Origin of the sequence: Mycolicibacterium neoaurum, from assembly GCF_036946495.1 — a bacterium.
Classification (GTDB): Bacteria; Actinomycetota; Actinomycetes; order Mycobacteriales; family Mycobacteriaceae; genus Mycobacterium; species Mycobacterium neoaurum_B.
In genome coordinates this window covers 543,010-566,437 of the sequence record NZ_JAQIIX010000001.1, presented here as the reverse complement: position 1 = coordinate 566,437, position 23,428 = coordinate 543,010, and the positions used below count along the sequence as shown (strand labels likewise).

Annotated in this window: 25 protein-coding genes; 10 read left to right on the top strand and 15 right to left on the bottom strand. The window is 67.1% G+C overall.

Going from position 1 to position 23,428, the window contains the following annotated elements:
* Positions 1-23: 23 nt before the first annotated feature.
* From PGN27_RS02585 to PGN27_RS02550, 8 genes are all read right to left on the bottom strand, one after another.
* The gene (locus PGN27_RS02585; protein ID WP_019510027.1) at positions 24-239 is read right to left on the bottom strand and encodes a hypothetical protein; all 216 of its coding nucleotides are present in this window, start codon (positions 237-239) and stop codon (positions 24-26) included.
* Positions 240-371: 132 nt separating this feature from the next.
* Complete coding sequence (locus PGN27_RS02580) at positions 372-2,048, bottom strand: tetratricopeptide repeat protein (RefSeq protein ID WP_335324687.1); 1,677 nt, start codon at positions 2,046-2,048, stop codon at positions 372-374.
* 19 nt (positions 2,049-2,067) lie between these two features.
* Positions 2,068-3,087 carry a hypothetical protein gene (locus tag PGN27_RS02575; RefSeq protein WP_335324686.1) on the bottom strand — a complete coding sequence of 340 codons (1,020 nt, stop codon included), beginning with the start codon at positions 3,085-3,087 and terminating at the stop codon, positions 2,068-2,070.
* The gene (locus PGN27_RS02570) at positions 3,087-3,668 is read right to left on the bottom strand and encodes a TetR/AcrR family transcriptional regulator (RefSeq protein ID WP_335324685.1); all 582 of its coding nucleotides are present in this window, start codon (positions 3,666-3,668) and stop codon (positions 3,087-3,089) included. The genes PGN27_RS02575 and PGN27_RS02570 overlap by 1 nt, the downstream gene beginning before the upstream one ends.
* Positions 3,669-3,765: 97 nt before the next feature.
* Positions 3,766-5,361, bottom strand: a complete 1,596-nt coding sequence (locus PGN27_RS02565) for a regulator (RefSeq protein ID WP_335324684.1) — start codon at positions 5,359-5,361, stop codon at positions 3,766-3,768.
* A 12-nt stretch (positions 5,362-5,373) separates the two neighbouring features.
* Positions 5,374-6,066: a cysteine hydrolase family protein gene (locus PGN27_RS02560; RefSeq protein WP_335324683.1), complete on the bottom strand. Its 693-nt coding sequence runs from the start codon at positions 6,064-6,066 to the stop codon at positions 5,374-5,376.
* Positions 6,063-7,469 carry an allophanate hydrolase gene (locus tag PGN27_RS02555; RefSeq protein WP_335324682.1) on the bottom strand — a complete coding sequence of 469 codons (1,407 nt, stop codon included), beginning with the start codon at positions 7,467-7,469 and terminating at the stop codon, positions 6,063-6,065. Before PGN27_RS02555 ends, PGN27_RS02560 begins: the two co-directional genes overlap by 4 nt.
* Before the next feature lie 57 nt (positions 7,470-7,526).
* Positions 7,527-8,195 carry a GntR family transcriptional regulator gene (locus tag PGN27_RS02550; RefSeq protein WP_335324681.1) on the bottom strand — a complete coding sequence of 223 codons (669 nt, stop codon included), beginning with the start codon at positions 8,193-8,195 and terminating at the stop codon, positions 7,527-7,529.
* Between the two features lie 125 nt (positions 8,196-8,320).
* Here PGN27_RS02550 and PGN27_RS02545 point away from each other — a divergent pair, with 125 nt between their 5' ends.
* Entirely contained in the window at positions 8,321-8,944 is a 624-nt protein-coding gene (locus PGN27_RS02545; RefSeq protein WP_335324680.1) for a PaaI family thioesterase, read from the top strand.
* A 7-nt stretch (positions 8,945-8,951) separates the two neighbouring features.
* Here PGN27_RS02545 and PGN27_RS02540 read toward each other — a convergent pair whose 3' ends face one another.
* The gene (locus tag PGN27_RS02540) at positions 8,952-10,952 is read right to left on the bottom strand and encodes an FUSC family protein (protein ID WP_335324679.1); all 2,001 of its coding nucleotides are present in this window, start codon (positions 10,950-10,952) and stop codon (positions 8,952-8,954) included.
* A gap of 101 nt (positions 10,953-11,053) precedes the next feature.
* Here PGN27_RS02540 and PGN27_RS02535 point away from each other — a divergent pair, with 101 nt between their 5' ends.
* Both PGN27_RS02535 and PGN27_RS02530 read left to right on the top strand, forming a co-directional pair.
* Positions 11,054-11,764: a hypothetical protein gene (locus PGN27_RS02535; protein WP_335324678.1), complete on the top strand. Its 711-nt coding sequence runs from the start codon at positions 11,054-11,056 to the stop codon at positions 11,762-11,764.
* The gene (locus tag PGN27_RS02530) at positions 11,761-12,516 is read left to right on the top strand and encodes an enoyl-CoA hydratase/isomerase family protein (protein WP_335324677.1); all 756 of its coding nucleotides are present in this window, start codon (positions 11,761-11,763) and stop codon (positions 12,514-12,516) included. The genes PGN27_RS02535 and PGN27_RS02530 overlap by 4 nt, the downstream gene beginning before the upstream one ends.
* 4 nt (positions 12,517-12,520) lie before the next feature.
* On the opposite strand, the gene PGN27_RS02525 is transcribed toward PGN27_RS02530, so the two are convergent.
* Both PGN27_RS02525 and PGN27_RS02520 read right to left on the bottom strand, forming a co-directional pair.
* The gene (locus PGN27_RS02525) at positions 12,521-12,712 is read right to left on the bottom strand and encodes a (2Fe-2S)-binding protein (protein WP_335324676.1); all 192 of its coding nucleotides are present in this window, start codon (positions 12,710-12,712) and stop codon (positions 12,521-12,523) included.
* Between the two features lie 4 nt (positions 12,713-12,716).
* Entirely contained in the window at positions 12,717-12,917 is a 201-nt protein-coding gene (locus tag PGN27_RS02520; RefSeq protein WP_335324675.1) for a hypothetical protein, read from the bottom strand.
* Positions 12,918-13,178: 261 nt separating this feature from the next.
* Between PGN27_RS02520 and bfr the strand changes: the two genes are divergently transcribed.
* The 4 genes from bfr (at position 13,179) to PGN27_RS02500 (ending at position 16,816) form a co-directional block, all read left to right on the top strand.
* Positions 13,179-13,670 carry a bacterioferritin gene (gene bfr, locus PGN27_RS02515; protein ID WP_019510040.1) on the top strand — a complete coding sequence of 164 codons (492 nt, stop codon included), beginning with the start codon at positions 13,179-13,181 and terminating at the stop codon, positions 13,668-13,670.
* A gap of 84 nt (positions 13,671-13,754) precedes the next feature.
* Positions 13,755-15,863, top strand: a complete 2,109-nt coding sequence (locus tag PGN27_RS02510; RefSeq protein WP_335324674.1) for an MDR family MFS transporter — start codon at positions 13,755-13,757, stop codon at positions 15,861-15,863.
* Between the two features lie 42 nt (positions 15,864-15,905).
* On the top strand, positions 15,906-16,388 hold the full coding sequence (locus tag PGN27_RS02505) for a carboxymuconolactone decarboxylase family protein (protein WP_335324673.1): 483 nt from the start codon (positions 15,906-15,908) through the stop codon (positions 16,386-16,388).
* Between the two features lie 44 nt (positions 16,389-16,432).
* Positions 16,433-16,816: a hypothetical protein gene (locus tag PGN27_RS02500; protein WP_335325201.1), complete on the top strand. Its 384-nt coding sequence runs from the start codon at positions 16,433-16,435 to the stop codon at positions 16,814-16,816.
* Here the strand turns inward: PGN27_RS02500 and PGN27_RS02495 are convergent.
* The 3 genes from PGN27_RS02495 to PGN27_RS02485 are packed head-to-tail and all read right to left on the bottom strand — an operon-like array spanning position 16,805 to position 20,420.
* Positions 16,805-18,139, bottom strand: coding sequence for a cytochrome P450 (locus PGN27_RS02495; RefSeq protein ID WP_335324672.1), 1,335 nt, complete (start codon positions 18,137-18,139; stop codon positions 16,805-16,807). The two genes, PGN27_RS02500 and PGN27_RS02495, sit on opposite strands and share 12 nt — an antisense overlap.
* Positions 18,140-18,169: 30 nt before the next feature.
* Positions 18,170-18,643 carry a nuclear transport factor 2 family protein gene (locus PGN27_RS02490; protein ID WP_335324671.1) on the bottom strand — a complete coding sequence of 158 codons (474 nt, stop codon included), beginning with the start codon at positions 18,641-18,643 and terminating at the stop codon, positions 18,170-18,172.
* Positions 18,633-20,420 carry an N-acyl-D-amino-acid deacylase family protein gene (locus tag PGN27_RS02485; protein ID WP_335324670.1) on the bottom strand — a complete coding sequence of 596 codons (1,788 nt, stop codon included), beginning with the start codon at positions 20,418-20,420 and terminating at the stop codon, positions 18,633-18,635. Before PGN27_RS02485 ends, PGN27_RS02490 begins: the two co-directional genes overlap by 11 nt.
* A 92-nt stretch (positions 20,421-20,512) precedes the next feature.
* Here PGN27_RS02485 and PGN27_RS02480 point away from each other — a divergent pair, with 92 nt between their 5' ends.
* The 3 genes from PGN27_RS02480 to PGN27_RS02470 all read left to right on the top strand — a co-directional run bounded on the left by PGN27_RS02480 (position 20,513) and on the right by PGN27_RS02470 (position 23,035).
* Positions 20,513-21,409: a dienelactone hydrolase family protein gene (locus tag PGN27_RS02480; RefSeq protein WP_335324669.1), complete on the top strand. Its 897-nt coding sequence runs from the start codon at positions 20,513-20,515 to the stop codon at positions 21,407-21,409.
* A gap of 83 nt (positions 21,410-21,492) precedes the next feature.
* A complete protein-coding gene (locus PGN27_RS02475) occupies positions 21,493-22,599 on the top strand; it encodes a glycosyltransferase (protein WP_335324668.1) in 1,107 nt (368 codons plus the stop codon).
* A gap of 43 nt (positions 22,600-22,642) precedes the next feature.
* Positions 22,643-23,035, top strand: a complete 393-nt coding sequence (locus PGN27_RS02470; protein WP_335324667.1) for a hypothetical protein — start codon at positions 22,643-22,645, stop codon at positions 23,033-23,035.
* On the opposite strand, the gene PGN27_RS02465 is transcribed toward PGN27_RS02470, so the two are convergent.
* Positions 23,025-23,303: a winged helix-turn-helix domain-containing protein gene (locus PGN27_RS02465; RefSeq protein WP_335324666.1), complete on the bottom strand. Its 279-nt coding sequence runs from the start codon at positions 23,301-23,303 to the stop codon at positions 23,025-23,027. The genes PGN27_RS02470 and PGN27_RS02465 overlap by 11 nt on opposite strands.
* Positions 23,304-23,428: the final 125 nt, after the last annotated feature.

Here is a 23,428-nt window from a genome sequence, read left to right as displayed (position 1 = left end):
AGTTTACCCAGCGGGATCGCGTGTCAACCGCAGCGCAACGGTTGGGGCGCCGATTCGTCGGTGGCCGCCCCCCAGCACCACGCCGCGTACGCGGCCGCGACGGCGATGGCCTCGACATCGGCTTTGCTGCCGCCGGCGGAGCGGACCGGGTCGCTCACTGCGTGCCGGATCATCCCGACCAGTGCGACCAATGGCTCGTCCTTGGAACGGAGGTGCGCCAGGTGGCGTTCGTTGGACATCGTTGTCCTCTCCACAGGTAGGGGCGGGAGCGCACTCGTCTTGCGCGGGCCCCCGGTTCTTTTCCTGACGGACACGATAGTGGCTCGGGGCCTTGTTGGTTGCATGACACGTTGACTGCCAACTAAATTCACCTATTCGCAACACGTCTCCGGCCCCGCCGTGACATCGAGGCGGCACGCGCACGACGCAAGGACGGGGACATCGGCGCGGGCGCGGGCCAAGATCAGCTGCTGACCGATGATTGCCGCTTCTGCATCACGGCCCAGACGTTGCAGGCATTCGTGGTATCCGTGCAGGCTCCAGACGTTGCCAGGGTGCTGGCACGACCGGCGCAGAGTGCTGTCGAGACCCAGATCCGCCGCGTACACGTCGGCTGCCTCGGCCACCAGGCCCTGCTCGAGCAGAAGCGCGCCGTAGGCGTGTCGTGTCGGCTGCATCCAGCCCCACGGTTCGTCGTAGGGCAGCGCGTCGTCGAGGGCGATGGCTTGGCGGAGCCGATCGAAAGCGCTGTCGAATCGTCCTTCCCGATAAGCGATCTCACCGTCGAGCATGGCGATTCCGATGGCGAGGATATCGTGACTTGTGTTGTTGAACAGGTAGCGGGTATCGGGAATCCGCGCGTAAGCCGCTGCGAGAGCGTCACGTTCGGCGTATGCCTGAGATAGCTGGCCGGTCGCGGCGTAGGCGATCCCGCGGCCGTAGTGCATGGTCGCGGTGGTGGTGCAGTAGAGCTCACCGTCTTCGGGTAGCGGCAGCGAGATCAGGTCGGACCACCGTCCGAACCGCACCAGCACGTGAACCTCCAGGGCCGCGAAGGCCTCCAGCCAGTCGGCCATCGGGGGCGAAGGGATGGCCAGCAGTTCGGGGGTGAGCTGTTCGGCGAGCTCGCGCGCGGCGCCGTGCGCGATCTGGAACCGGCCCTCGAACATTGCCGAGTAGACCACGAAGTGCAGATCGTGTGCGCGGTAGAGCGAATAGAAGTTCAGTGGCCCGGCATCGGCGACAAACAACCGATCGGCGGCCACGGCGGCCTGGTTGGCCACCACCGAGGCCCGGTAGTCGCCGCAGAGCACGTCGATATGGCTGGGCATGTGCTGCAGATGGCCGGCATCGGGCACCAGGCCGCGGAGCAGGTCGGCCGCGGGCAACGCGAGCTCGGGGTGTGCCGACATCTCCATCGCATGGATATAGAGGTGCAAGATCCCGGGATGTGCCTGCCCGGCGGCCCCGGCCAGGGCTGCCTCCAGGATCGCCGTGGCCTCGTCCACCCGTGAACCGGGGGCCGGCTGACCGGTCGCGCTGTCCCAGAGTTCCAACGCGCTGACATTGAGCAGCGCGTCGGCGGCCAGTGCCAGCACGTCGACATCGTCGGGGAAGCGCGCGGCGACCGACACCATTGCGTCGGCGTAGGTGGCGTGCGCGTCGCGCAGTGCGGTGTCATCGGAGGGGTTGTCGGTCGGGAACCGCAGCGACAGAGCGTCGATCAGGGCGCGTTCGGCGGCCGAGGCACGTCCGGCCGAGGCGGCGGCCAACTCGGCTCGTGCTCGGCGCAGCGCCCCGTCCAGTTCGACGGGATCGAAAGCATCCCAGGCCTTGTTGTAATTCGGGCCGACGGCGTAGGCGATGCCCCAGCGGGCGACGGCCAGGTCGCGATCGTGATCCAACGCGCGTTCGAAACAGCGCACCGCCTCGTCGTGGTTGAAGGCGTAGGCCCACACCAGACCCCGGTCGAACCACAACTGCGCCTGTGCAGAATCGGTGTCGACGGGGCGCCGGTAGTGGCCCAGATCGTAGTAACCCGCATCCATCGACCAACCATAGTGGTGGTCAGCCGCGCGAGCCGGCGCGACGGCGCAGGCGCTCGACGGCCGGTGTGCGCACGGTGGTCGCCAACGCGGCGAGCACGAGTCCGGCGGTGGCCCAGATCATCAGTGTGGCAAAGGGTGTCAGCGCGCCGTTGCCGTCGAAGTACTCGATGCTACGCAGCAGCGAGACTCCCGAGCCCTGCGGCACGATCTGGTTGAACAAAGTGTAGAAGCCGGTCAACAGCGGTCGGCCGACCGGGCCGGCGGCCGCGGCGTTGCCGACGACCACCAGGAACGCGGTGACCGTCATGGCCGCCACCGTGCCGAAGGCGGCGGCAACCCCGGTCACCGCGCCGCCGACCGCCATGGCGTAGAGCCACAACGCCCCGAAAACCTGCCAGGGATGACCGGTCAGTGCCCCGAGTCCGCTGTCGACGTACACGGTGACGACGCCGGCCAGCAGGGCCGCGTAACAGCCGAGCGTGACCGTCCGCAACGCGAGGGTGGCCGGGCGGTGCACGGCGCCGACCAGTCGCCCGAATGCCGCCGCGCCCACCGAGGCGCCGATCGAGACGAAGATGACCGCGTAGAACTCGACGGTGCCGGACGGGTCACCCGCCGAGGTCGGCGCGATATCGGTGACCGCCGGGGTCAGTCCGACTCCGGCCGCCACGCTGCGCCCCACGCTCTCGGCGGCGGTGGCCACGCTGCGACCGCCGCCGCCGGCGACATAGATGTCCAGGGTTCCCGTGGGGCGTGCGACCAACGCGGCGTCGGCCTTTCGCTGCAGCACGAGATCGCGGGCGGCGCCGTCGTCGGTGACGGCGGTGACGGCGAGTTCTGGCCTTTCCTGCATTGCCTCGATCAGCTGGTTGGGCGCGACGACGGCGATATCCATATGGCGCAGAGTCGGTTTGGCGAACGCACCGGCGTAGCTGGCGATCATGGCCAACACCAGGGCGGTGAACACGCCCATCGCGAGTGCGACGTTGCGGATCTGGGTCGCGGTGACGACCGCAGGTGCGTCGCGATGCTTGCCCATCAGATCCGTCCCGGCAGCGTGAGCAGGGCGTTGACGGTGTCGAATGCGGCGGTCACCCGCTCACGGAGATCACGCGCGTCGTGGTTGTCCGGCGTCTCCATCCACGATCGCAGCACCTCCATGAAGCCGCCGACCAGGAAGCGTGTCACCGCTTCGACGGTGAGGCCGGACATCGGCGCGATGACTGACATGCCCTGCGCCGCGATCTCGGCACAGGCCGGTGCCAGCTCGGCGCGGAAGGCATTGACGACCCGCTGGGTGACCGCGCTGGGGATGACATTGCGGTACATCTCGCGATGCTCCCCGGCAAAATCGAACAGCCGGGTGATGCGCACTCGGGGGTCGTCCCCGATATCGGCGGTCGCGTGTTCGAATGCCACCGCGAAGGCGGCCGCGACCGCGTCGTCGCGGTCGCGGAAATGTTGGTAGAACACCTGCCTGCTCACGCCGGCGCGACCGACGATGGTGGCAACGGTCAGCTCGTCGACCGGATGTTCGTGGGCCAGTGCGAATGCGGCCTCGTGAAGGAGGGTGCGGACCCGTTCGGCGCGCGGGTCCGCACTGTGTGTGCGTGCAGCCATGTATGCGAGGGTAGTGCACTTCGTAGACAAGTGACTACGAAAGCTTAGGTTATCTATGCCACCGTCGGCGTCGGCGTGTGACCCTCGCCGCATCGGGTCAATGACCGGCGACGATATCGCTCTCGTCGATCATGGCCGGCTCCTTGGCGCCCGGCAGCAGGCTGTACAGCAGGCATACTGCGGCGAAGAGGAGATAACCCAGCGCCACCGACGGATTGGCCGCCCAGGCGACCGCCGGAGCGTGGATCAGTCCGATGAAGGACAGTGCCGCGCCGACGGTCGCCGCGGCGGCGGCGAGGAGGAATTTCTTCTCCAGGATGAAGACCACCATGGTGCCCAGGATCAGGCCGACCAGAACAGCGCCTTCGCCCAATGTCTTCAACCCCGCGTACACCACGCCGGAATCGTTGAGCGCATCCATGCCGACCTCCGACGCTGTCGTCCCCGCAGCGTTGAGGGCATTGTCGATCTGCGCCTTGGCCCATTCGGCGAGATTGGGCAACAAGGCGATCACCACCGCGATCGCGTGCAGGCGTGGCACCGCCTGGAACGCCTGGGCGCCGATCAGGAGACCGATGTAGAGCAGGATCGGCACGATCGCAGGCACCGGCAGCAGGGCGTCCAGGATGCCGAAGAGCCCGACGAAACACAGCACACCGATGAGCAGACCACTGGCCAATGAGTAACTGGCGCGACCACCCGCGTCTTTCCACCCCGGATGGCCGATGTAGACCGCCGGCGGGAAGGGTGAGCCGAAGGCCGAACCGATGACAGCTCCCGCCCCGTCGGCCAGCAGCACGCTGCGCAGGTTGTAGTTGTCACCGGCCGCCGCGGCACTCTCGACATTGCTCATCGCCTCGGTGAAGTTGTAGACACCCAGCGGGATCGCCGTGCCCAGCAGCGGAGCCAGGTTGGTCAGTCCGGAGAACAGCAGGTCCAGGCGCAGGTCGGGGATGCCGATCGCGATAACGGAGACGGCTTGCCCGACATCTGGGGCCGACATGTATCCGCCGATCCAGCCGATGGCGGTGCCCACGAGAAGCGCCGCCAAACCGACGGGCATCCCGAATGGGAGTTTCACGTCGGTGAAGAAACCGATCAGGATGATGGCCAGCACCGGCAGGCCGATCCAGGCGGCCTCCCACATCTGGGCGGCCGGCCGCATGGAGATGAAGGTGATCGAGATCCCGGCCAGCGTGCCGAGCATGGCGGCACGGGGAGTCAGCTTGCGGATGTAGGGCCCGACGAACGCGCCGATCATCACGATGACGCCGATCATGAACGCCCACGCCAGCCCGGCGGACCACGCCCGCAGTGGGTCCTGGGTGTTCAGATACACCGGCAGCATCACCACGAAGACGACGATGAACATGTGCGGCACCGAGGGGCCGTAGGGGAGTGCGGTGACGTCGGTGCGGTTCTCACGCCGCGCGAGCCGGCGGGCAAGGAACGTGTAGTACAGATTGCCAAGGATCAGCGCGACGCCGAGGGCGGGCAGCACCGTGCCGAGCACATCGCCGGCGGGTACCGCGACAACCCCGATCATCAGCCCGGTCAGGGTGAGGACGTTGACCAGGATGTTGAACCCGAGCCCGAAGAACGCGTTGGTGTCACCGCGGGTCCACCACGGCACGGCAGCAGCGGACTCGGGCACCGGTGGGCCGACCGGCGGATCGGTGATCTCGGTACTCATGGCAATCTCCGATCAGGCGGCGTCGATGGTCAGGGTGTGCAGGGCCGCACGGACGGCGGCGCTGTCGGCGACCCAGCCGAAGATCCCGCCCTGCGCGGCGATCATCTCCAGGCCGATTCGATGGAACTCCGGGAAATACGAACCGACACAGTCGGATACGACCAGACATTCGAATCCACGGTCGTTGGCCTCGCGGGTCGTGGTGTGCACGCACACCTCGGTGGTGACACCGGTGATCAACAGCTGCGTGATTCCCGCCCCGGTCAGCACCTCGGCCAGTTCGGTGTCGTAGAACGCGCCCTTGCCCGGCTTGTCGATGACGATCTCATCGTCGACGGGGCGCAGCTCGTCGATGATGTCGTGGCCGTACTCGCCACGGATCAGGATGCGGCCGAACCTGCCCTCGTCGCCGATCCGCTTGCTGGGGACGCCGCGCCGCAGTTTGGCCGGCGGGCAGTCCGACAGGTCCGGCCGGTGCCCTTCACGGGTATGGATCACCATGACGCCTGCCGCGCGCGCCGCTGCCAGAAGATCCGTGAGCGGGGGTACGACCTTCCTCAGTTGTCCGACATCGTTGCCGAGGCTCTCGCCGAAACCGCCGGGCAACAGGAAGTCACGCTGCATGTCGATGATGACCAGCGCGGTGCGGCCCGCCATCACGGTGAACGGCTCGGGCGTGGCTGGAATGGCAACGTGCTGGCTCATACTCGCTCCTCGATGGCGGTGGGGACCGCTGCGCCGGTGGTGGGCTTGCTGCGTGGCTCGTCGAGGATCTGCGCGGCGATGTGCAGCGCGAGGTCGTCACGCAGGGCGGCCGACAGCACGGTCGCGCTGTGCGGTCTGCCGTCCTGTGTGCGACCCAGTGGGATTGCCACCCCGAGCAGATCGAGCAGATTGCCGAAATGGGTGTAGTGCCCGAGCGTCGTGTTGGTGTCGATCGGCCGGGCCAGCACCTCGTCGACGGTGAAGGTGGTGCCGATCGTCGGGACCACGACGGCGTCGACATCGCGCCAGATCCGGCTTACCTCGGCGCGTAGTTCCTGCAGTCGCTGAAGCGCGGCGAACGCGTCGACGGCGGAGTATTTCTCACCACTGCGCAGGATGTCCCGAACCACCGGATGTATCGAGTCCGGCTGGGCGGCAAGGAAACCACCGAACACCACCAGCCTCTCGGCCACCCACGGACCCTGATAGAGCAATTCGCCTGCGGCGAGGAATGGTGCCAGCGACACCTCGACTGTCCGCACCTGACCGGCGAGCCGACGACGAAACGTCTCGTGCGCGCGTGCCATCTGCTCGTCGCCGAAGAACTCGAGTTCGCCGACGGCGGGTAGCCCGATGGTGATGGGCGCTCCTGTGTACCGGGGACCGCGGTCACGCGACCACGCGTCGGCGTCGTCGCGGCGGGCCATCACGTCGAAGACCCGGTCCACGTCATCGATACATCCGGCCATCACGGTGACGCAGTCCAGCGACTTGCACGCTGGTACCAATCCGACGGTGCTGATCAGGCCACGTGACGGTTTGAAACCGATGACGCCGTTCAGTGCTGCGGGAACCCTGCCGGACCCGGCGGTGTCGGTGGCGACCGCGAAGGGGACCTGGCCGAGTGCGACGGCCACTGCGGAGCCGGAACTCGAACCGCCCGAGATCAACTGACCGCCATACACGCTGCGCGGGATGGTGTGGGGAGTGCGGGTGCCGTTGAGGCCGGTGGCGAACTGGTCGAGGTTGGTCTTGCCGACATACAACGCGCCGGCGTCGAGAAGACGCTGTACCGCCGGCGCGGTCTCGGTCGCCAGGTAGCCGAAGTCGGGACAGGACAGGGTGGTCGGGAAACCGGCGACATCGATACTGTCCTTGACCCCGAACGGAACACCGTAGAGCGGTAGGGTGCGTGCCCCTGGTCGGCGCTCGATCTCCGCTGCCGCGCTCAGGAGTTCGGCTCGGGGCACGGTAGACAGCCAGGTGCCGTCGTCACCGCGGGCGGCGATCGCATCGGCCACCCGGGCGGCGGTCTTGGTCGGCGAACCGCTTCCGCTCTCGTGTGACGCCAGTATCTCTGCCACCGACGGCCCGATGGACGGACCGAAGACATCTGAATCCATATCTGTCGATTGTCGACAGAATCGTGGCGATCGCGGAACGGCCGTGTGTCGATCGTGTTAGCGATCGGGCAGCTCCAGAAACTGGAGGTGACCGTGCTCTGCGAGCGCGTTGATCACCGTCGCAGGGTCGTTGGACTCCAGTGCGGTCAGGATTGCGCGGTGCCGGTCCAGCCCATCGCGCGCCCGATGGTGCCGGGCCTCCTCGCGTAGGTTCATCGCCATCGGAAGTTGGAGCTTGAGCAGGATCGGTGCCAGCGCGATGTCGAGTTGTCGGTTTCCGGCCAGCGCGACCACGGCGGCGTGGAAGCGGCGGTGTGCATCGTCTCGGTCCAACTCGTCGGAGGCGCAGGCCATCTCGTCCAGCGCGCGGCGGACCGGTTCAAGCTCGGTGGCCGGATCGGCCAGCGGCAGCGCCAGTTCGATGGCGTGCCGCTCCAGGACGTTGCGCAGTGCGAAGAGCTGGAGGATGTCGGTCGGAGACCAGACCGTGACCCGGGACCCGCGTCGCGGAAGATGCTCGACGAGCCCCTGTTGGGTCAACAGTCGCAGGGCCTCACGCAACGGTGCTCGGCTGATCCCGAGATCGGCGCAGAGCTGTTCTTCGACCAACTTCTGGCCCGGCGTCAATGCGCCGCTGAGAATGGCGGCCCGCAGCCGATTGGCGGCCACGTCGACGAGTGTCGCGGGCAGGCCCTGTCCCGGATCGGGCATTCTGGGTGCCGCCATGGCTCCGGTCGTCACCTCCCGCCGTGTCGTGCAGCCGCCATCGGTCTGTCGCGACCATAGCGGCACGCTACGGACAAGGCGCGGGGTGGCTCGACAGCGTCGCTAGAACATGTTCTAGTTCTGGGATGTTGGACTTCACCCACGAGGACCTCAGCACCGAGGAGGTCGAGCGGCTGCGCAGCATCTTCGGGCCGCTCACCGCATCGGTTCGTCAGCTCGTCGACGCGACCATCCGCACCGAAGCCGATGCCGACACGGTGGCGGCCGCCAAGGCACGCATCGACGAGGCCACCGCGGCCCTGCGGACGAACCAGCTCGAGGGGGCGTTCGGCGTGCGATTCACCGCCCATGGCGACCGGATGCCCTGGGGTAACGCCGTCATCGGTCTGCGCAACCCCATTGCCCCGCCGTTGACGGTTCGCCGCGGCGACGATGGCGCGGTGGCGGCCGACTTCGTCCTCGGTGCCCCCTACGAGGGGCCGCCGGGACATGTGCACGGCGGTATCGCCGCGCTGATCCTCGATCATGTCCTCGGCGAGGCGGCCAGCCCGGCCACCAGTCCGCGGCTGACCGGAACCATCAGCGTGCGATATCTGCGACCGACACCGCTTGGCGCGCTGCGCGCCGAGGCGGCGATCGTGCGTACCGAGGGCATCAAAACCTTTGCCGCGGGCACGATCTCGGACGGCTCCGGGGTGACGGTGCAGGCCGAGGGGGTGTTCATCCAACCCAAATGGGCTCGGGAGTGACGGCGGCTCAACCCACCTGGATATCGCTGGCAGCGACCTCGGTGACCACCGCGGTGATGGTGGCGATCTCGGCAACGAGTACCCGCTCGGCGCCGTCGGCGTCGGTCAGCAATGCCGCCGCCGTCCGCACGCCGGCATTGGCGGCGAGCAGCGCGTCGGTATCGACGCGCCACGGTGCGGCGGGGGTGGCGGGATCACCCGACAGCGCCTTGACGTATTCGTCGACGGCCGCGACGAACTCCCGGTCCAGGTCGGCCGGCGGATGTGCAGGCAGGTTGGCCTCCAGCGTGGCGCATGAGGTGGTGACCGCGTTCAACGCCGCCCGGTAGGAACGCATCCATCGGCGCAGCTGCTGCCAGTCGGTTCCCGTCGCCCCGGCGGTCGCCTCGAACGCGGTGCGCGCACTGACCGCCCGTGCCCACGCCGACTCAAGTGATTCCTTGGGATGATCCAAGTCGTGCACGAACGCCCGCACGACCGTTGCCGCATAATCGATCTCGGTCTTGAGCAGCTCGCCTGCGCGCTGTCGTAATCGCACCAATGCGTTGTCCGGCAGGGCGACGTGCACCGTCACCGCCAGCGCGCCGCCGATCAGCACCGCCAGCAGGCGGTCGGCAATGGCGGCGGCATCACCGGTGCCACCGGTGTTGAGCAGCAGGACGAGCGCCGCGGCGATCGCCGTGTTCACCGCCAGATAGCTGATCTCGGCGCTGGCGTACGCCGATGCGATCAGCAGCACCGCAAGGATCACCGATGCAATCGGGGACGGTCCCACCACCGCGACGATGATGGCCCCGAGCGCCACCCCGGCGGAGGTGCCGACTATTCGCCATACGCAGCGGGTGTAGGTGTGTGCGGTCTCCGGTCGCAAAACCATCAAGACGGTGAGTGCTATCCATGCCCCGTGCGGCACGCCGGCGAAGCGCCACACCGCCACGCCGATGACGGTGGCCGCGGTCAGCCGGATCGTGTGCCGCAGGATCGGCGAGTAACGATCGGTCTGTTCGCGCATCAGGTGGACGGCGGCGGCGAGGGCGTGCGGCAGGCCGGCCCGGCGCAGGTGCGCGACCTGTTCGGGTTCGAACTGTCCGTAGCGCAATTCGACCGCCTCCCGCAGCTGGCTCGCCAACCGGACGGCGGTGTCGTGCGCCGCACCCTCGACGGCCTGCGCCGAGCCCTCAAGTTGTCCGAGAGCGTGAGCGAGGTCTTGCCGAGAGCGGCGCCTGGCGTGGGCGATGACGGTCAGCAGATCGGCAGCTGCGCGCAGCAGCCGTGCGACGGCCTCGTCATCTGTGTGTCCGCGCAGACCGGTCAGGGACTCCAAGACGCGTTCGGGCAGGCCGTACCAGCCGCGGTAGATCGGCGGCCGGCGTTTGGCCATCGCCTCGCTGACGGTGAAGGCCTCCCGCAGTCGCAGCAGCGGTTCGTTGTCCGATTCGGCGCCCGGATCGGTGAGCACGCCCTGGGCATAGGTGGCCAGCGACAGATAGGCCCGGGTGAGGGCGGTGCGTTGGTCGCGCCACCGGCGCTGCGGCCACAGCGCGATGAGCACGGCCTGGGTCAGTCCGGCGGCCAACGCGAGTGCGGACGCACTCACCGCCGCCGATACCGTCGCCGGCGGCTCGGCCGTCAGCAACAGCGCCGCGCCTGCTGCGGCGACCAGACCGGCGTTGGCGCTAAGTGCCCAATGCAGGCCCGCCACCACACACCACAACGCGAGCGTGATCAGCAGCGCCAGATCATCAGCGCCGGCCAGCGCGCCCAGGAGGACCGCGACAGCCATCTCGACCGAGACGAGGAGCACGATCGGGAACCGGCTGCGGGGGCTGTCCTGTAACGCGCTGGCGCCGGCAACCAGCCCGGCCATCGCCGCACTCGCCACCGCCGATAGCTGGGCCGGGAACCCGAGCAATATCGCGGGCACCGTGATCGCGATGACACCCACCAGGCTGCGGGTCACCGCACCGGAGTCGTACAGCGTCAGGCGCAGCCGGCGGCTCGTCGTCATCACGCCATTGTCACCCCGGTCGCAGTAGTAACACCGGTGATCGTCACTTCCCGCGCGCCGTTGTCATCATCGAAACCGGCTGCGGTTGCTACGTTCTGATCGTGGAAAAGGTGATGATCACGTTGCGCCGACCGGCCGCCGACGAGCAGTGGTGCCTGCGGCTGCGGACCGAGGTGGCGGCCGACCTTTCCGGGTTGGGTCTGGCCGGGCTGACGATCAACGTCCGCGACGATGACGTGCGTGCGTCGATGATGACGCTGACCACTCTCGACCCGCCGGTCGTCGCGGTGGTGAGCATCTGGACCCAGCAGTACTACGGGAGCGCGGTCGCGGCGGCGCTGCAGCGGCTTTCCCGAGAATGCGACCTGCTGGCTGCCTACCTGGTGACCGAGTCGGTGCCGCTACCCGCCCCCGAGGTGCCCGCCGGCGCGCGCACGCCCGGTCTGGCCAATGTGGCGCTGCTGCGCCGTCCCGCGGATCTGGATGTCGCGACATGGCTGGTGCGCTGGCATATCGACCACACGCCGGTGGCGATCGAAACGCAAGCCACCTTCGGTTACACCCAGAACACCGTGGTCCGCGCCCTCACCGCCGATGCGCCGGTGATCGACGCCATCGTCGAGGAGCTGTTCCCGATCGGGGCGGTATCGGACCTGCTCGCCTTCTTCGGAGCCGCAGATCAGAGCGATCTCGCCGACCGGATGGGGCGAATGGCGGCCAGCGTCGCGAGGTTCGGCGCGGACCGCGATATCGACACGGTGCCCACCAGCCGGTACGTCTGTGCGGCCCGGGGGCTTACGCTGCACGCGTGACACTTTTGATCTCGGATGACAACCGGGTGCGGACCCTGACCCTCAATCGACCGGAGGCGCTCAACGCGTTCAGCGAGGCGCTGTACGACGCGACGACCGAGGCTCTGCTGGCCGCGGCAGAAGACCCCGAGGTCTCGGTGGTCCTGATGACCGGCGCCGGCCGGGCCTTCAGCGCGGGCAACGATCTGGTCGAGATGCAGAAGCTGGTCACCGACCCCGCGTACACGCCCGGTAAACATGGCTTCCGCGGGCTGATCGAAGCGCTCACGGCATTCCCCAAACCTCTGATTCTCGCCGTCAACGGCCTCGGATTGGGAATCGGCGCAACCATTTTGGGCTATGCCGATCTGGCCTTCATGTCGAACACCGCGCGGCTGAAGTGCCCGTTCACCAGTCTGGGGGTGCCGCCGGAGGCGGCCTCGTCCTATCTGATGCCCAGATTGATCGGGCGGCAGAATGCCGCCTGGCTGTTGCTGTCCTCGGAGTGGATCGATGCCGACGAGGCGCTGCGGATGGGACTGGTGTTCAAGGTCTGTGAGCCTTCCGAGCTGATGTCCGAGGCGCGTTATCATGCCGAGCTGTTGGCATCCCGGCCGCTCAACAGCCTGATGGCGGTCAAGCAGACCATGATGGAAGCCATCCGTCCGGCGATTGCCGCGGCGTCCGAGCGCGAGAACGCACTGTTCGCCGAGCTGCTCGGTCAGGCCGCCAACGTCGACGCGCTGGCGTCGTTCAACGCCGGACGCGGCTGACAGGTCAACCTGCGGCGTGCACCGGGCACTCGGTGGTGCGGGCTGCGGCCAGGATCGCCCGCACCGTCCGGCGACACCTGCCGCAGTCCGAGCCTGCCCCGCAGGCGTCGGCGACCTGTCGAGACGTCGTTGCGCCCGCAGCCACGGCGTCATGCACCGCCTGGGTGGTGGCGCCGGTGCACAGGCAGACGAACATCGGATCAGGCCGCCGTGCTCATGTTGCCGAGCGCGTTCTCGGATAATTGCAGTGCGCGCTGACCTTTCGAATACGGCCAATTCATCGACAACGAATCACGTGCGAAATCGGAAATCGGGTGCCGTGACGCCGCTGCTGCGAACAAATGGTCTGAATTGCGCCGGGCGATAGCCGAATGCGGTGAGGAATTCGCGCGTTGCGTCATGATTCCCCCTTCGTTTTCGGGTGTCCCGCGACGCTGTCGCCGGCCTGGGCTGCAAGTTAGGCCATCGTAACCTAAGTAAGGGTAGCCAGTCCATAAGGTGTCCGGATACTTGGGTTTGCCTTGCCTACGGCACGCCGTAGCGGCGGAAATCTCTCCGACAAACCGCCGTCGACACCCTCGCTGTGGCCTTCCCGCTGGACTAGATTCAGGTGCGCACGGCTTTGGCGACACTTGACAGCCCTCAAGGTGCTTAGGAGCGATATGCAAGGCGATCCGGATGTTCTGAAACTGCTCAACGAGCAGCTGACGAGCGAACTCACGGCGATCAATCAATATTTCCTGCATTCCAAGATGCAGGACAATTGGGGATTCACCGAATTGGCGCGTCACACCCGCGAGGAATCCTTCGAAGAAATGCGCCACGCAGAAACGATCACCGACCGCATTCTGCTTCTGGACGGATTGCCCAACTATCAGCGCCTGTTCTCGCTGCGGGTCGGGCAGACGCTGCGCGAACAGTTCCAGTCGGATCTGGCCATCGAGTACGAGGTGGTCGAGCGTCTTCGCCCCGGCGTCATGATGTGTCGCGAGAAGGGTGACGCGACGTCAGCGGGCATCCTGGAGACCATCCTGGCCGACGAGGAAAACCACATCGACTACCTGGAGACCCAGCTCGAGTTGATGGACAAGCTGGGCGAGGAGCTGTACTCCGCGCAGTGTGTGTCGCGCCCGCCGGGTGTGGGTACCGCCTAGGGCGTGCGGTCGTCCGGCTCACCGACCGCGGTATATTAGATAGTAAGGCTAATATTTCGCTGGGTCGGGGAGGACCGGGGAATCGTGACGGCCACTGCTACGGGGTCGAGTGCCGCCGACGCACAGATCAGCCCCCAGCGCCGCAACATCGTCTTTGTCGCGGTGTTGTTGGGCATGTTGCTGGCGGCGCTCGACCAGACCATCGTGGCCACCGCGCTGCCGACGGTGGTATCCGATCTCGGGGGAGCGGGGCATCAGTCCTGGGTGGTGACCAGCTACCTGCTTGCGTCGACCATCGCGACGGCGATCGTGGGAAAGCTGGGCGACCTGTTCAGCCGGAAGTCTGTGTTCCAGGTCGCCGTGGCGTTCTTCCTGCTCGGCTCGGTTCTGTGCGGCCTGGCCAATTCGATGACGATGCTCGTGGGTGCACGCGCCCTGCAGGGCATCGGCGGCGGCGCGTTGATGGTGACCGCCACCGCCGTCATCGGCGAGGTCATTCCGCTCCGCGACCGCGGTCGCTACCAGGGCGCGCTTGGTGCGGTGTTCGGCGTCACCACGGTCATCGGGCCCCTGCTCGGCGGCTTTTTCACCGATCACCTGTCGTGGCGCTGGGCCTTCTGGATCAATGTGCCGGTTGCAGTGGTGGTGTTCCTGGTCGCTGCGGTCGCCATCCCGGCACTGGCTCGTACCTCGCGCCCTGTGATCGACTTTGCCGGTATCGCGCTGGTCGGTCTCGGCGCCTCCGGTCTGACATTGGCCACCAGCTGGGGCGGCGGTGAGTACGCCTGGACATCGCCGGTGATCATCGGTCTGTTCGCCGGGTCGGTGGTCGCGTTGGGGATCTTCGTACGGGTGGAACTCCATGCACCCGAACCGATTCTGCCGATCCGGCTTTTCGCGGGACGGGTGTTCACGGTCTGCTGCGTGCTGGGGTTCATCGTCGGTTTCGCGATGCTGGGTGCGATGACGTTTCTGCCGACGTTCATGCAATTCGTCGACGGCGTATCGGCGACCGTATCGGGGCTGCGCACCCTGCCGATGGTGGTCGGCATGCTGATCACCTCGATCAGCAGCGGCTCGATCGTCGGCCGCACCGGACGGTACAAGATCTTTCCGGTCACCGGAACGGCCGTCATGACCGTGGGTTTCGCATTGTTGTCCACCATGGATGCGCACACCGCGTTCTGGATGCAGTCGTTGTATCTGTTCATCCTCGGCGCCGGCATCGGATTGTGCATGCAGGTACTGGTCCTCGTGGTGCAGAACACCGCCGACTTTGCCGATCTCGGGGTGGCGACATCGGGTGTCACGTTCTTCAGGACCATCGGAAGTTCCTTCGGTGCGGCAATTTTCGGATCGTTGTTCGCGAACTTTTTGTCGAGCCGGATCGGGCAGGCGGTGGCGGTGAGCGGGGCGCCTCCGATCGCCGCAGAATCACCACAGGCACTGCGTGCGCTGCCGCCGGAGATGGCCGCCCCGATCATCGACGCCTACGCCGATGCCCTCGGCATGGTCTTCCTGTGCGCGGCCCCGGTTGCCTTCGCGGGATTCATCGTTTCGTTGTTCCTCAAAGAGGTTCCGCTGCGTGAGATGGAGACGGTCTCGGCATCCGATCTCGGCGAAGGATTCGGCATGCCGACGCCGGAGACCTCTGACGAGATACTGGAGATGGCGGTGGCGCGTATCTTCCGGGACTCGCCGGATATCCGCCTGCGCAGGCTCACCGAGCATCCGAGGTGCGAACTCGATATCGCCAGGCTGTGGTCCGTCGTGCAGATATACCGGCACAACCAGGTCTACGGGTCGGCAACCTTGGCCGATATCGCCGATCTGCGACGCGTCCCCGTCGAGGTGCTGGAACCATCGTTCCAGCGCTGCGTGGACACCGGTTACGCGTTGCGTACAGGTGATCAACTGTGGTTGACCCAAGCCGGTGCCGACCAAGTGCAGGTGGTCATCGATGCGCTGGTGAGCAAGTTGATAGACCGCCTGCACGGGGCGAGCGCAGCGATGGGGGATAGGCACGGGGCGAGCGCAGCGACGGGGCACGGTTCGAGCGTGAGCTTCGCCGCTCGACCCGATCGACTCCAGGTGGAGGCGGCTTTGGAGCGAATCGCGCGCCGCATGATGGTGCAGCCGCAGTGGGTCGAGGATCGAGAGGAGCTGGCGAGCGCCGGCGCACGAAAGAACTAGAACACGTTCCACTTCAGTCCTCGGCGGCGTACGGTGGCGCATATGAGCCGTATCGGAGAATTCGCTGATGACGATGCCGCCGCCTGGATCACCAAATCGCCGGATATCGGGATGGCGATGGCGGGCTACACCCACGCCGTCTACAACAAGAACCGGCTGCCCATGCGGGTGCGGGAGTTGGCGCGCATGGTGATCGCGCTCAACAACGAGTGCGTGGTGTGCCAGAACACGCGCGATTCCGACGGCGCGTCGGCCGGCGTCGACGAAGACCTCTACGATCACGCGGCGGTGTGGCAGACCTGGCCGGGGTACAGCGACCAGGAGCGGGTCGCCGCGGAGTTCGCCGAGCGTTTTGCCAACGATCACACCGGTCTGCGTGATGACGAAGACTTCTGGACCCGCTGCCGTGAGCAGTTCAGCGATGAACTGCTGACCGATCTGGCGCTGTCCTGCGCGATGTGGCTCGGGATGGGTCGGATGCTGCGCACCCTCGACATCGGCCAGTCCTGCAAGATCACCCTTTGACCGCTCCCGCCGCGGCGACCGCGCTCACCTTCGTCTGGCTGGGGATGGTGTTGGCGATCTCCTTCTTGGAGGCGCCGCTGAAGTTCCGGGCTCCCGACGTCACCCTGCGGATCGGCCTGGGTATCGGCAGGCTCGTGTTCCGCGCGCTGAACGCCGTCGAGGCGGTACTCGCCGCACTCATCGGCACGGCGTTGGTGCTCGCCTCGGCACACGGGCCCGCCCTGATCGGATTCGCTGTCGCGGCAACGATGTTGGCGATCCAGCTACTGGCCGTCCGGCCACGACTGAGCCGCCGGTCCGATGCGGTGCTCGCCGCGCCGCCGGGATGTGGCGAGCCCGCTCGGTCGCGAGCGCACTACGTCTATGTCGGGTTGGAACTGGTCAAAGTCGTGGCGCTCGTCGTGACCGGTGCCGCGCTACTGCGCTGAGGCCGCCACATGAGGGCACCCCGGTGGCGTCGCCGCGGCGTGCCGCGCACGAACGCGAATTCTCGCCCCGCGGTGCGGCATCAGGATCACGCTCTTGACGCGTCGCCGTTCGCCCGGCGCCGTCGCGGTGTCCAGGTCGACGCGTCGCAAGACCTCCCGCAGCACGATCGCCATCTCCACCAGTGCGAAGTTTGCACCGAGGCAGCGCCGGTTGCCGCCGCCGAACGGCAGCCAGGTCGTCGGACCCAGCTGGGCGTCGAGCATCCGGTCGGGATCGAACTGTTCGGGATCGGGATAGCGATGGGCATCAGCGTGTACCAAACCTATTCCGGGCGCGACCATCACACCGGCCGGAAGTCGGTACCCGCCGATCTCGACCGACTCGGTGAGAACCCGTCCGACGTCGAAGACCACCGGGCGGATCCGCAGGATCTCCTTGCAGACGGCATCCAGATAGACGTCATCACCGCCGCGGGCCGCCGCGGTGGCCTTGGCCAGCAGATCGGGGTGCCGGGTCAGCCTCTCCAGAGCCCAGGACAGCGCGGTCGCGGTGGTGTCGTGTCCGGCGACCAACAGCGTCATCAGCTGGTCACGCAGCTGTTCATCGGACATCTGGCCGGTGCGGATCATCAGCGCCAGCGCATCGGTCCGGGATTCCAGCGCCGGATCGGCGCGCCGGTCGGCGATTTCGGCGTACAACAGCTCGTCGGCGGCGCGCAGTCGCTCGGCGAACGGCCGCCATGGCGCCAGTCGTTGCAGGCCAGGGGTGCTGATCGCCAGCGACTCCCAGGTGCCGACACTGAGCAGCTTGGGCATGACGCGCCGCAGTGCGGCCAACCGGTCGGGGTCAGTGGCACCGATCACCGTCCGAAGGATCACCTCCAGGGTGATCTCGGCCATCTTGGGCGCCACCGCGAAGCGTCGGCGCAGGGGCCAGTCTTCGATGTTGTCGGCGGCCACCCGCGCGATCAGATCGGTCTGTCTGGCGACCGCCTCGCGGCCGAACGGTGCCAGCATCATCCTGCGTCGTTGCCGGTGTTCATCCTCGTCGATCACCAAAACCGAGCTGGCACCGAGCAATCCGGTCAACATGGAGTTCGCTTCGCCGGCGTGGTACACCGCCGGGTCACCGCTGAACACCGTTTTGATATCGGCGGGGTCGGCCAGGTAGACCACCGTCCCCATCGAGGCGATGCGGAGGGTGAACACGTTTCCGTACCGACGCCGACAGCCCGCGATCATCCGGGGCCAGAATTTCATCAGCAGTGCTGCCTGCAGTCCCGGCGGCAACGGCGGTCCGGGCGGCAACGCCAATTCAGTCATGTGTATGAGTCTACGGACGAGCGCAACCCCTCACAGCTGACCGGTTGCGTCGTACACCCATGACATGTCGGCGGTGGCGAAATCCGAGAGCCAGTTCGCGGGCGCATGATTGGTCAGACCACCCATGTCCCAGTAGTCCTTCCAGAGGGTGATCCGGTCGTCGAGGACGCGGTGGACGGTGACGAACGGCAGCACCGCTCGCTCACCGGTCGGCCACGTCCAGGTCTCGGAATGCTCGTATATGACATGCGGTCCATCGGCGACGAGCAGGCCGTCGTGATTCTCGTAAGCGGCCAACGGTTCCAGCCCGATCTTGAGGCGCTTGACGATGTCCTGCGGACCACGGGCGGCCGCGGCCGGCCCGACCGGCATATCGGCATAGATGCAGTCCGGAGCCAGGAAGGTGGCGACCTCTGCCCAGTCGCGGCGTGACAGTGCGCGCCACATGCCCAGCACCGTGGCCGATTCGGCACATCGGGCCGCGCCGACGATGTCAGACGGCATCGGCCAACACGCTCTCCTCGGCGCCACGGGCGGGGGATCGATGCGCGGCCCGCAGGAACCGGCCGGTGCGATCCCGACCCACCGATTCGGTGGCGTGCCCGTCGATGAAGACCGCGTGCCCGCCCACCAGCACGGCCGCGACGGTGTCGTCGTTACGATTCACCATCCGCGACAACCCTCCATAACAGTCGACGCGCTCCTCGGCGTAATCGTCCAGGCCGGCGTCCAGGCGCTCGGGATCGATGATCACGACATCGGCCCGATCGCCGATGCGCAGGTGGCCGGCGTCCAGGCGATACCAGTCGGCGAGCTCGCCGGTCAACCGGTGCACCGCCCGCTCGATGGTCATGAACTCCCGCCCGCTGTTCTGCGCATCGCGCACGTGGCGCAAAAGGCGCAGGCCCATGTTGTAGAACGCCATGTTGCGCAGGTGTGCCCCGGCATCGGAGAACCCGAGCTGAATACCGGGTTCGCGGGCCAGCTGTTTGAGCACCTCCGGCCGATGATTGGAAATGGTTGTCCGCCAGCGTAATCCGCGGCCGTGCTCGAGAACCAGGTCGAGGAACGCATCGACCGGGTGTAGGCCGCGGTCGAGGCCCACCTGTCCGAACGATTTGCCGATCGCACCTGCGTCGGGGCACTCGACGATTTCGGCGTCGAAGAAATCGCGGTGCCAGACGCGCACACCGTACTTGCTTTCATAATCCTTGCGGAACTGCCGCCGATAACCCTCGTCGGCTAGCAGCGCATTGCGTTCCACTTCGTCGCGCAGGTGCAGTGCCGCTGCGCCAGAACCGAACTCCTCGAACACCACCAGGTCGATACCGTCGGCGTATACCTCGAACGGCACCGGGAGATGCTGCCAGCGGAAGTTGCCGCCCAGTGCGTTGATCAGTCGCGAGGACGGACCCATGATCTTGATCGCATAGGGGTTCGCCTTGATATCGGCGGCCGAGAGCAGGCTGGTCTTGAGGGGGTTGCGCACGAACCCGAGCGACTGGGCCATCTGGGAGAGCAGGTTCAGTGGGTTCTGGATATCGGGCCCGGATTGCAGGGCCCGACCCGTGCGCCGTAGCAGCGACTTCAACCTGCGCAGCTCGCGCGGTTTGGCATAGGTGGACGGCAAGGTGCGCGAACGGCAGGTATCACCGTCGATCTTGTCGAAAAGTAGTTGCTGCGAGGACATTCCCACGAATCCGGCGTCCAGGGCCTCGGCCAGCATGCGTTCCATCTCGGCCTGCTCGGCCCGGGTCGGCCGTTGATCGGCGCGCGTGGCTCGGTCCAGGCCCATCACCGCGGTGCGCATGTCCGAATGCCCGATGAAGGCCGCGAGGTTGGGCCCCAGTGGCAGCGATTCCAGCGCCTGTACGTAACCCTCGGCGTCGGTCCAGGTCTTGTGGTCGTCGACGGTGTCGATGACATATTCGCGCGGGATCGCCTCCACCCTTCCGAACAGGTCGCCGGCGTCGGCACCGCCGATGTGCACGGTGGACAGTGAGCACGAGCCCAGCATCACCGTGGTCACTCCGTGGCGCAGCGACTCGGTGAGCGACGGCCGGGCCAGCACCTCAACGTCGTAGTGGGTGTGGATATCGATCATCCCGGGGATCACCCATTTGTCCGTGGCGTCGAGCAGCTGTGGGCAGTCGGTGTCATCGAGTTCGTCCGCGCTGATGGCTACCACGTGTCCGCCGCGGATACCGATATTGCGGACGGCGGACGGTGCGCCCGTGCCGTCGAACCACCGGCCGCCACGGATGATTGTGTCGTAGGTCACCCCGTCATCAGAACAGTGCCGCTGACGGGTGTCAACGAAAATCGTGCACAGATTTCCAAAGGTGTCTACTGCGGACGCGCATACTCGACACCATGACGCCACTGCAGCGCTATATCGCCGAAGAGATCGCCACCGATCACGTCGACGGTCTGTTGTCGCGACGGGAGGCCTTGCGCCGACTCGCCCTGCTCGGTGTCGGCACCGCCGCCGCCACCGCGCTCATCGCCGCCTGCGGGGACGCCAGGCAGGACGTCACTGCCTCCAGCACAGAAACGGCCCGATCCACGCCGCCGGGGATGGACAAGGTCCGTCCGACGGTCCCGGTCAGCTGGCAGGGACCGGCCGGGGAGTTGCGGGGCGCATGGGCCGAGGCGGCCGGTCCGCGTGGTGCGACGCTGGTCATCCACGAGAATAAGGGGCTCAACGACTGGGTGCGCTCAGTGGCCGGCCGACTGGCCGGGGCCGGCTACTCAAGCCTGGCCATCGATCTGCTGTCGGCCGAGGGTGGTACCGCCGCCTTCGCCGATCCGGCCGAGGCCACCGCCGCGCTGGGCAACCGTCCGCCCGAACAGATGGTGGCCGACCTGCGGTCCGGGATCGCCGAGGTGCAGGCGCGGACTCCGGGCAAGCCGGTGGCGGCCATCGGGTTCTGTATGGGCGGCGGACTGGTGTGGCGCCTGCTGGCTGCCGGTGCGCCCGAGCTGTCGGCCGCCTTTCCGTTCTACGGCCCGACGCCGGATGATCCTGACTTTTCCGGATCGAAAAGTGTTGCCGTGCTCGGCTTCTACGGTGAGCTCGACCAGCGGGTGAATGCCACCGAACCGGTCGCCGCCGCGGCGCTGGACCGCGCTGGGCTGGTACACGAGCTGGTCACCGAGCAGGGTGCCAACCACGCGTTCTTCAACGACACCGGTGACCGGTACGACCCCAGGGCCGCCGAGGACGCCTGGCAACGCACGCTGACCTGGCTGTCGACACACGTGGGCTGAGCCGCCGGTGCATTCACCGGCAGTTCATGTCGGTGTCGACGGTGCGTGGCCGACCCAACACGGATCGCGGCTACTCAATCTCCATGAGGGTTGTCCAGGTCGCGAACTTCTACGGTCCACGCTCAGGTGGACTGCGCACCGCCGTCGATCGGCTCGGTGCCGAGTACAGCGCGGCCGGGCATGATGTCGTGCTGGTGGTGCCGGGCGCGGATGCCGGTCGGCAGGAGCTCCCCTCCGGTGTCATCCGGATGTCCCTGCCGGCGCGCCGAATACCGTTCACCGGCGGCTACCGCGCCGTGCTGCCCGGCCCGGTGACCGCGCTGCTCGAGGATCTGCAACCCGACGCGCTGGAGGTCTCGGACCGTCTGACGCTTCGTTCGCTCGGCCCCTGGGGCAGGCGCAACGGCGTGGCCACCGTCATGATCTCGCATGAACGCCTCGATCGGCTGCTCGGACAGATCCTGCCGCGCCGGGCGGCCCGCGAGATCGCCGACGCGGCCAACCGACGTACCGCCCGCAACTATGACGCGGTGGTCTGTACGACGGGCTTCGCCCGCGCAGAATTCGAAAGGATCGGGGCGACAAACGTGGCGACCGTGCCACTGGGTGTGGATCTCGACCAGTTCCATCCGCGGTACCGCTGCCCACAACTGCGCGGCCGTTGGGCACGCCCGGAGCAGACCCTGCTGGTGCATTGCGGCAGGCTCTCGGTGGAAAAGCACGCGCACCGCAGCATCGACACCGTTGCCGCCCTCCGCGACTCGGGTGTGGACGCCCGGCTCGTCGTCGTCGGGGAAGGCCCGCTGCGATCGCGGCTGGAGCGTCAGGCCGCCGGGCTGCCGGTCGACTTCACCGGGTATATCGGTGAGCGCGACACCGTGGCCGCCATCCTCGCCTCGGCCGATGTCGCGTTGGCGCCGGGTCCGCATGAAACCTTCGGCCTGGCGGCTCTTGAGGCGCTGGCCTGTGGCACACCGGCGGTGGTCTCACGCACGTCGGCGCTGGCCGAGATCCTCAGCGCCGACAGCGGCGCGGCCGCGGACAACGACCCGGGGGCCATCGCCCATGCCGTCGCCTCGGTGATCAGCAAACCCGAGACGATACGCCGGCGCAGCGCCCGTCGCCGGGCCGAACAGTTCACCTGGCCCCGGTCTGCGGCAGGCATGCTGGAGGTGTTGACACGGCGGTGACCAAACGTGACGGCAGGCCCGCCCCGTGTCCTACGATCTGGGCATGAGACGGCTTGTACTGGCGGTACCGGTGGTGTGTGTGGCGGCACTGCTGGGCGCCGGATCTGCGGCCGCCGCCCCCGAACAAGGGTGCGCGGTCACCCTGCAGCCGCCCGCGGTGGTGCAGGACGCCGGAGTGCGTGCCGTCGTCGCAGCGGTGAGTCCCGGAGCATGTAACCGCGCGGTTCCGCAGCTGCAGGTGGCCTGCCTACAGCAGGTCGACAGTCCGGTGGCCCCGCTGTGCGTGCAGTCCGAGGGCCCCGGAACCGCCGAGGTCAGGTTCAGCCCGTACACCCCTGGTGCCGGATACATCGTGAGCGGCCGGGTGTGCGCGAACGCGGGCAGCCCGCCGGTGACCTATTGCAGTACGGTCGGCCCGACCACGGTCATCCTGTAGTACCGCCGCGCAGATGGTGCACACCGGCGCCGATATCGAATCGGTAGCCGCTGCCGCGGATGGTGGTGATGACATCGGCATACCGGCCGAGTTTGACCCGGAGTCGGCGAACATGGGTGTCGACGGTGCGGCCGGCCCCGGGCCGGTCGTCCCACAGCTCACGCATCAATTCCACACGGGTGACCGTGCGGCGCGGGTGTTCGGCCAGATACAGGAGCAGTTCGAGCTCTCGGTAACTCAGCTGCACGCCGACGCCGTCGATGCTCACCGACCTCTGTGAAGGTTCGATCCGCAGACCGTCGGTCCTTCGGACTGACCCTCCTGCACCGTCTGCGCAGGTGATGACGGCCGGTCGGGCGCGTACCCCGGGTATCGAGCGGGTGATCACTCTGC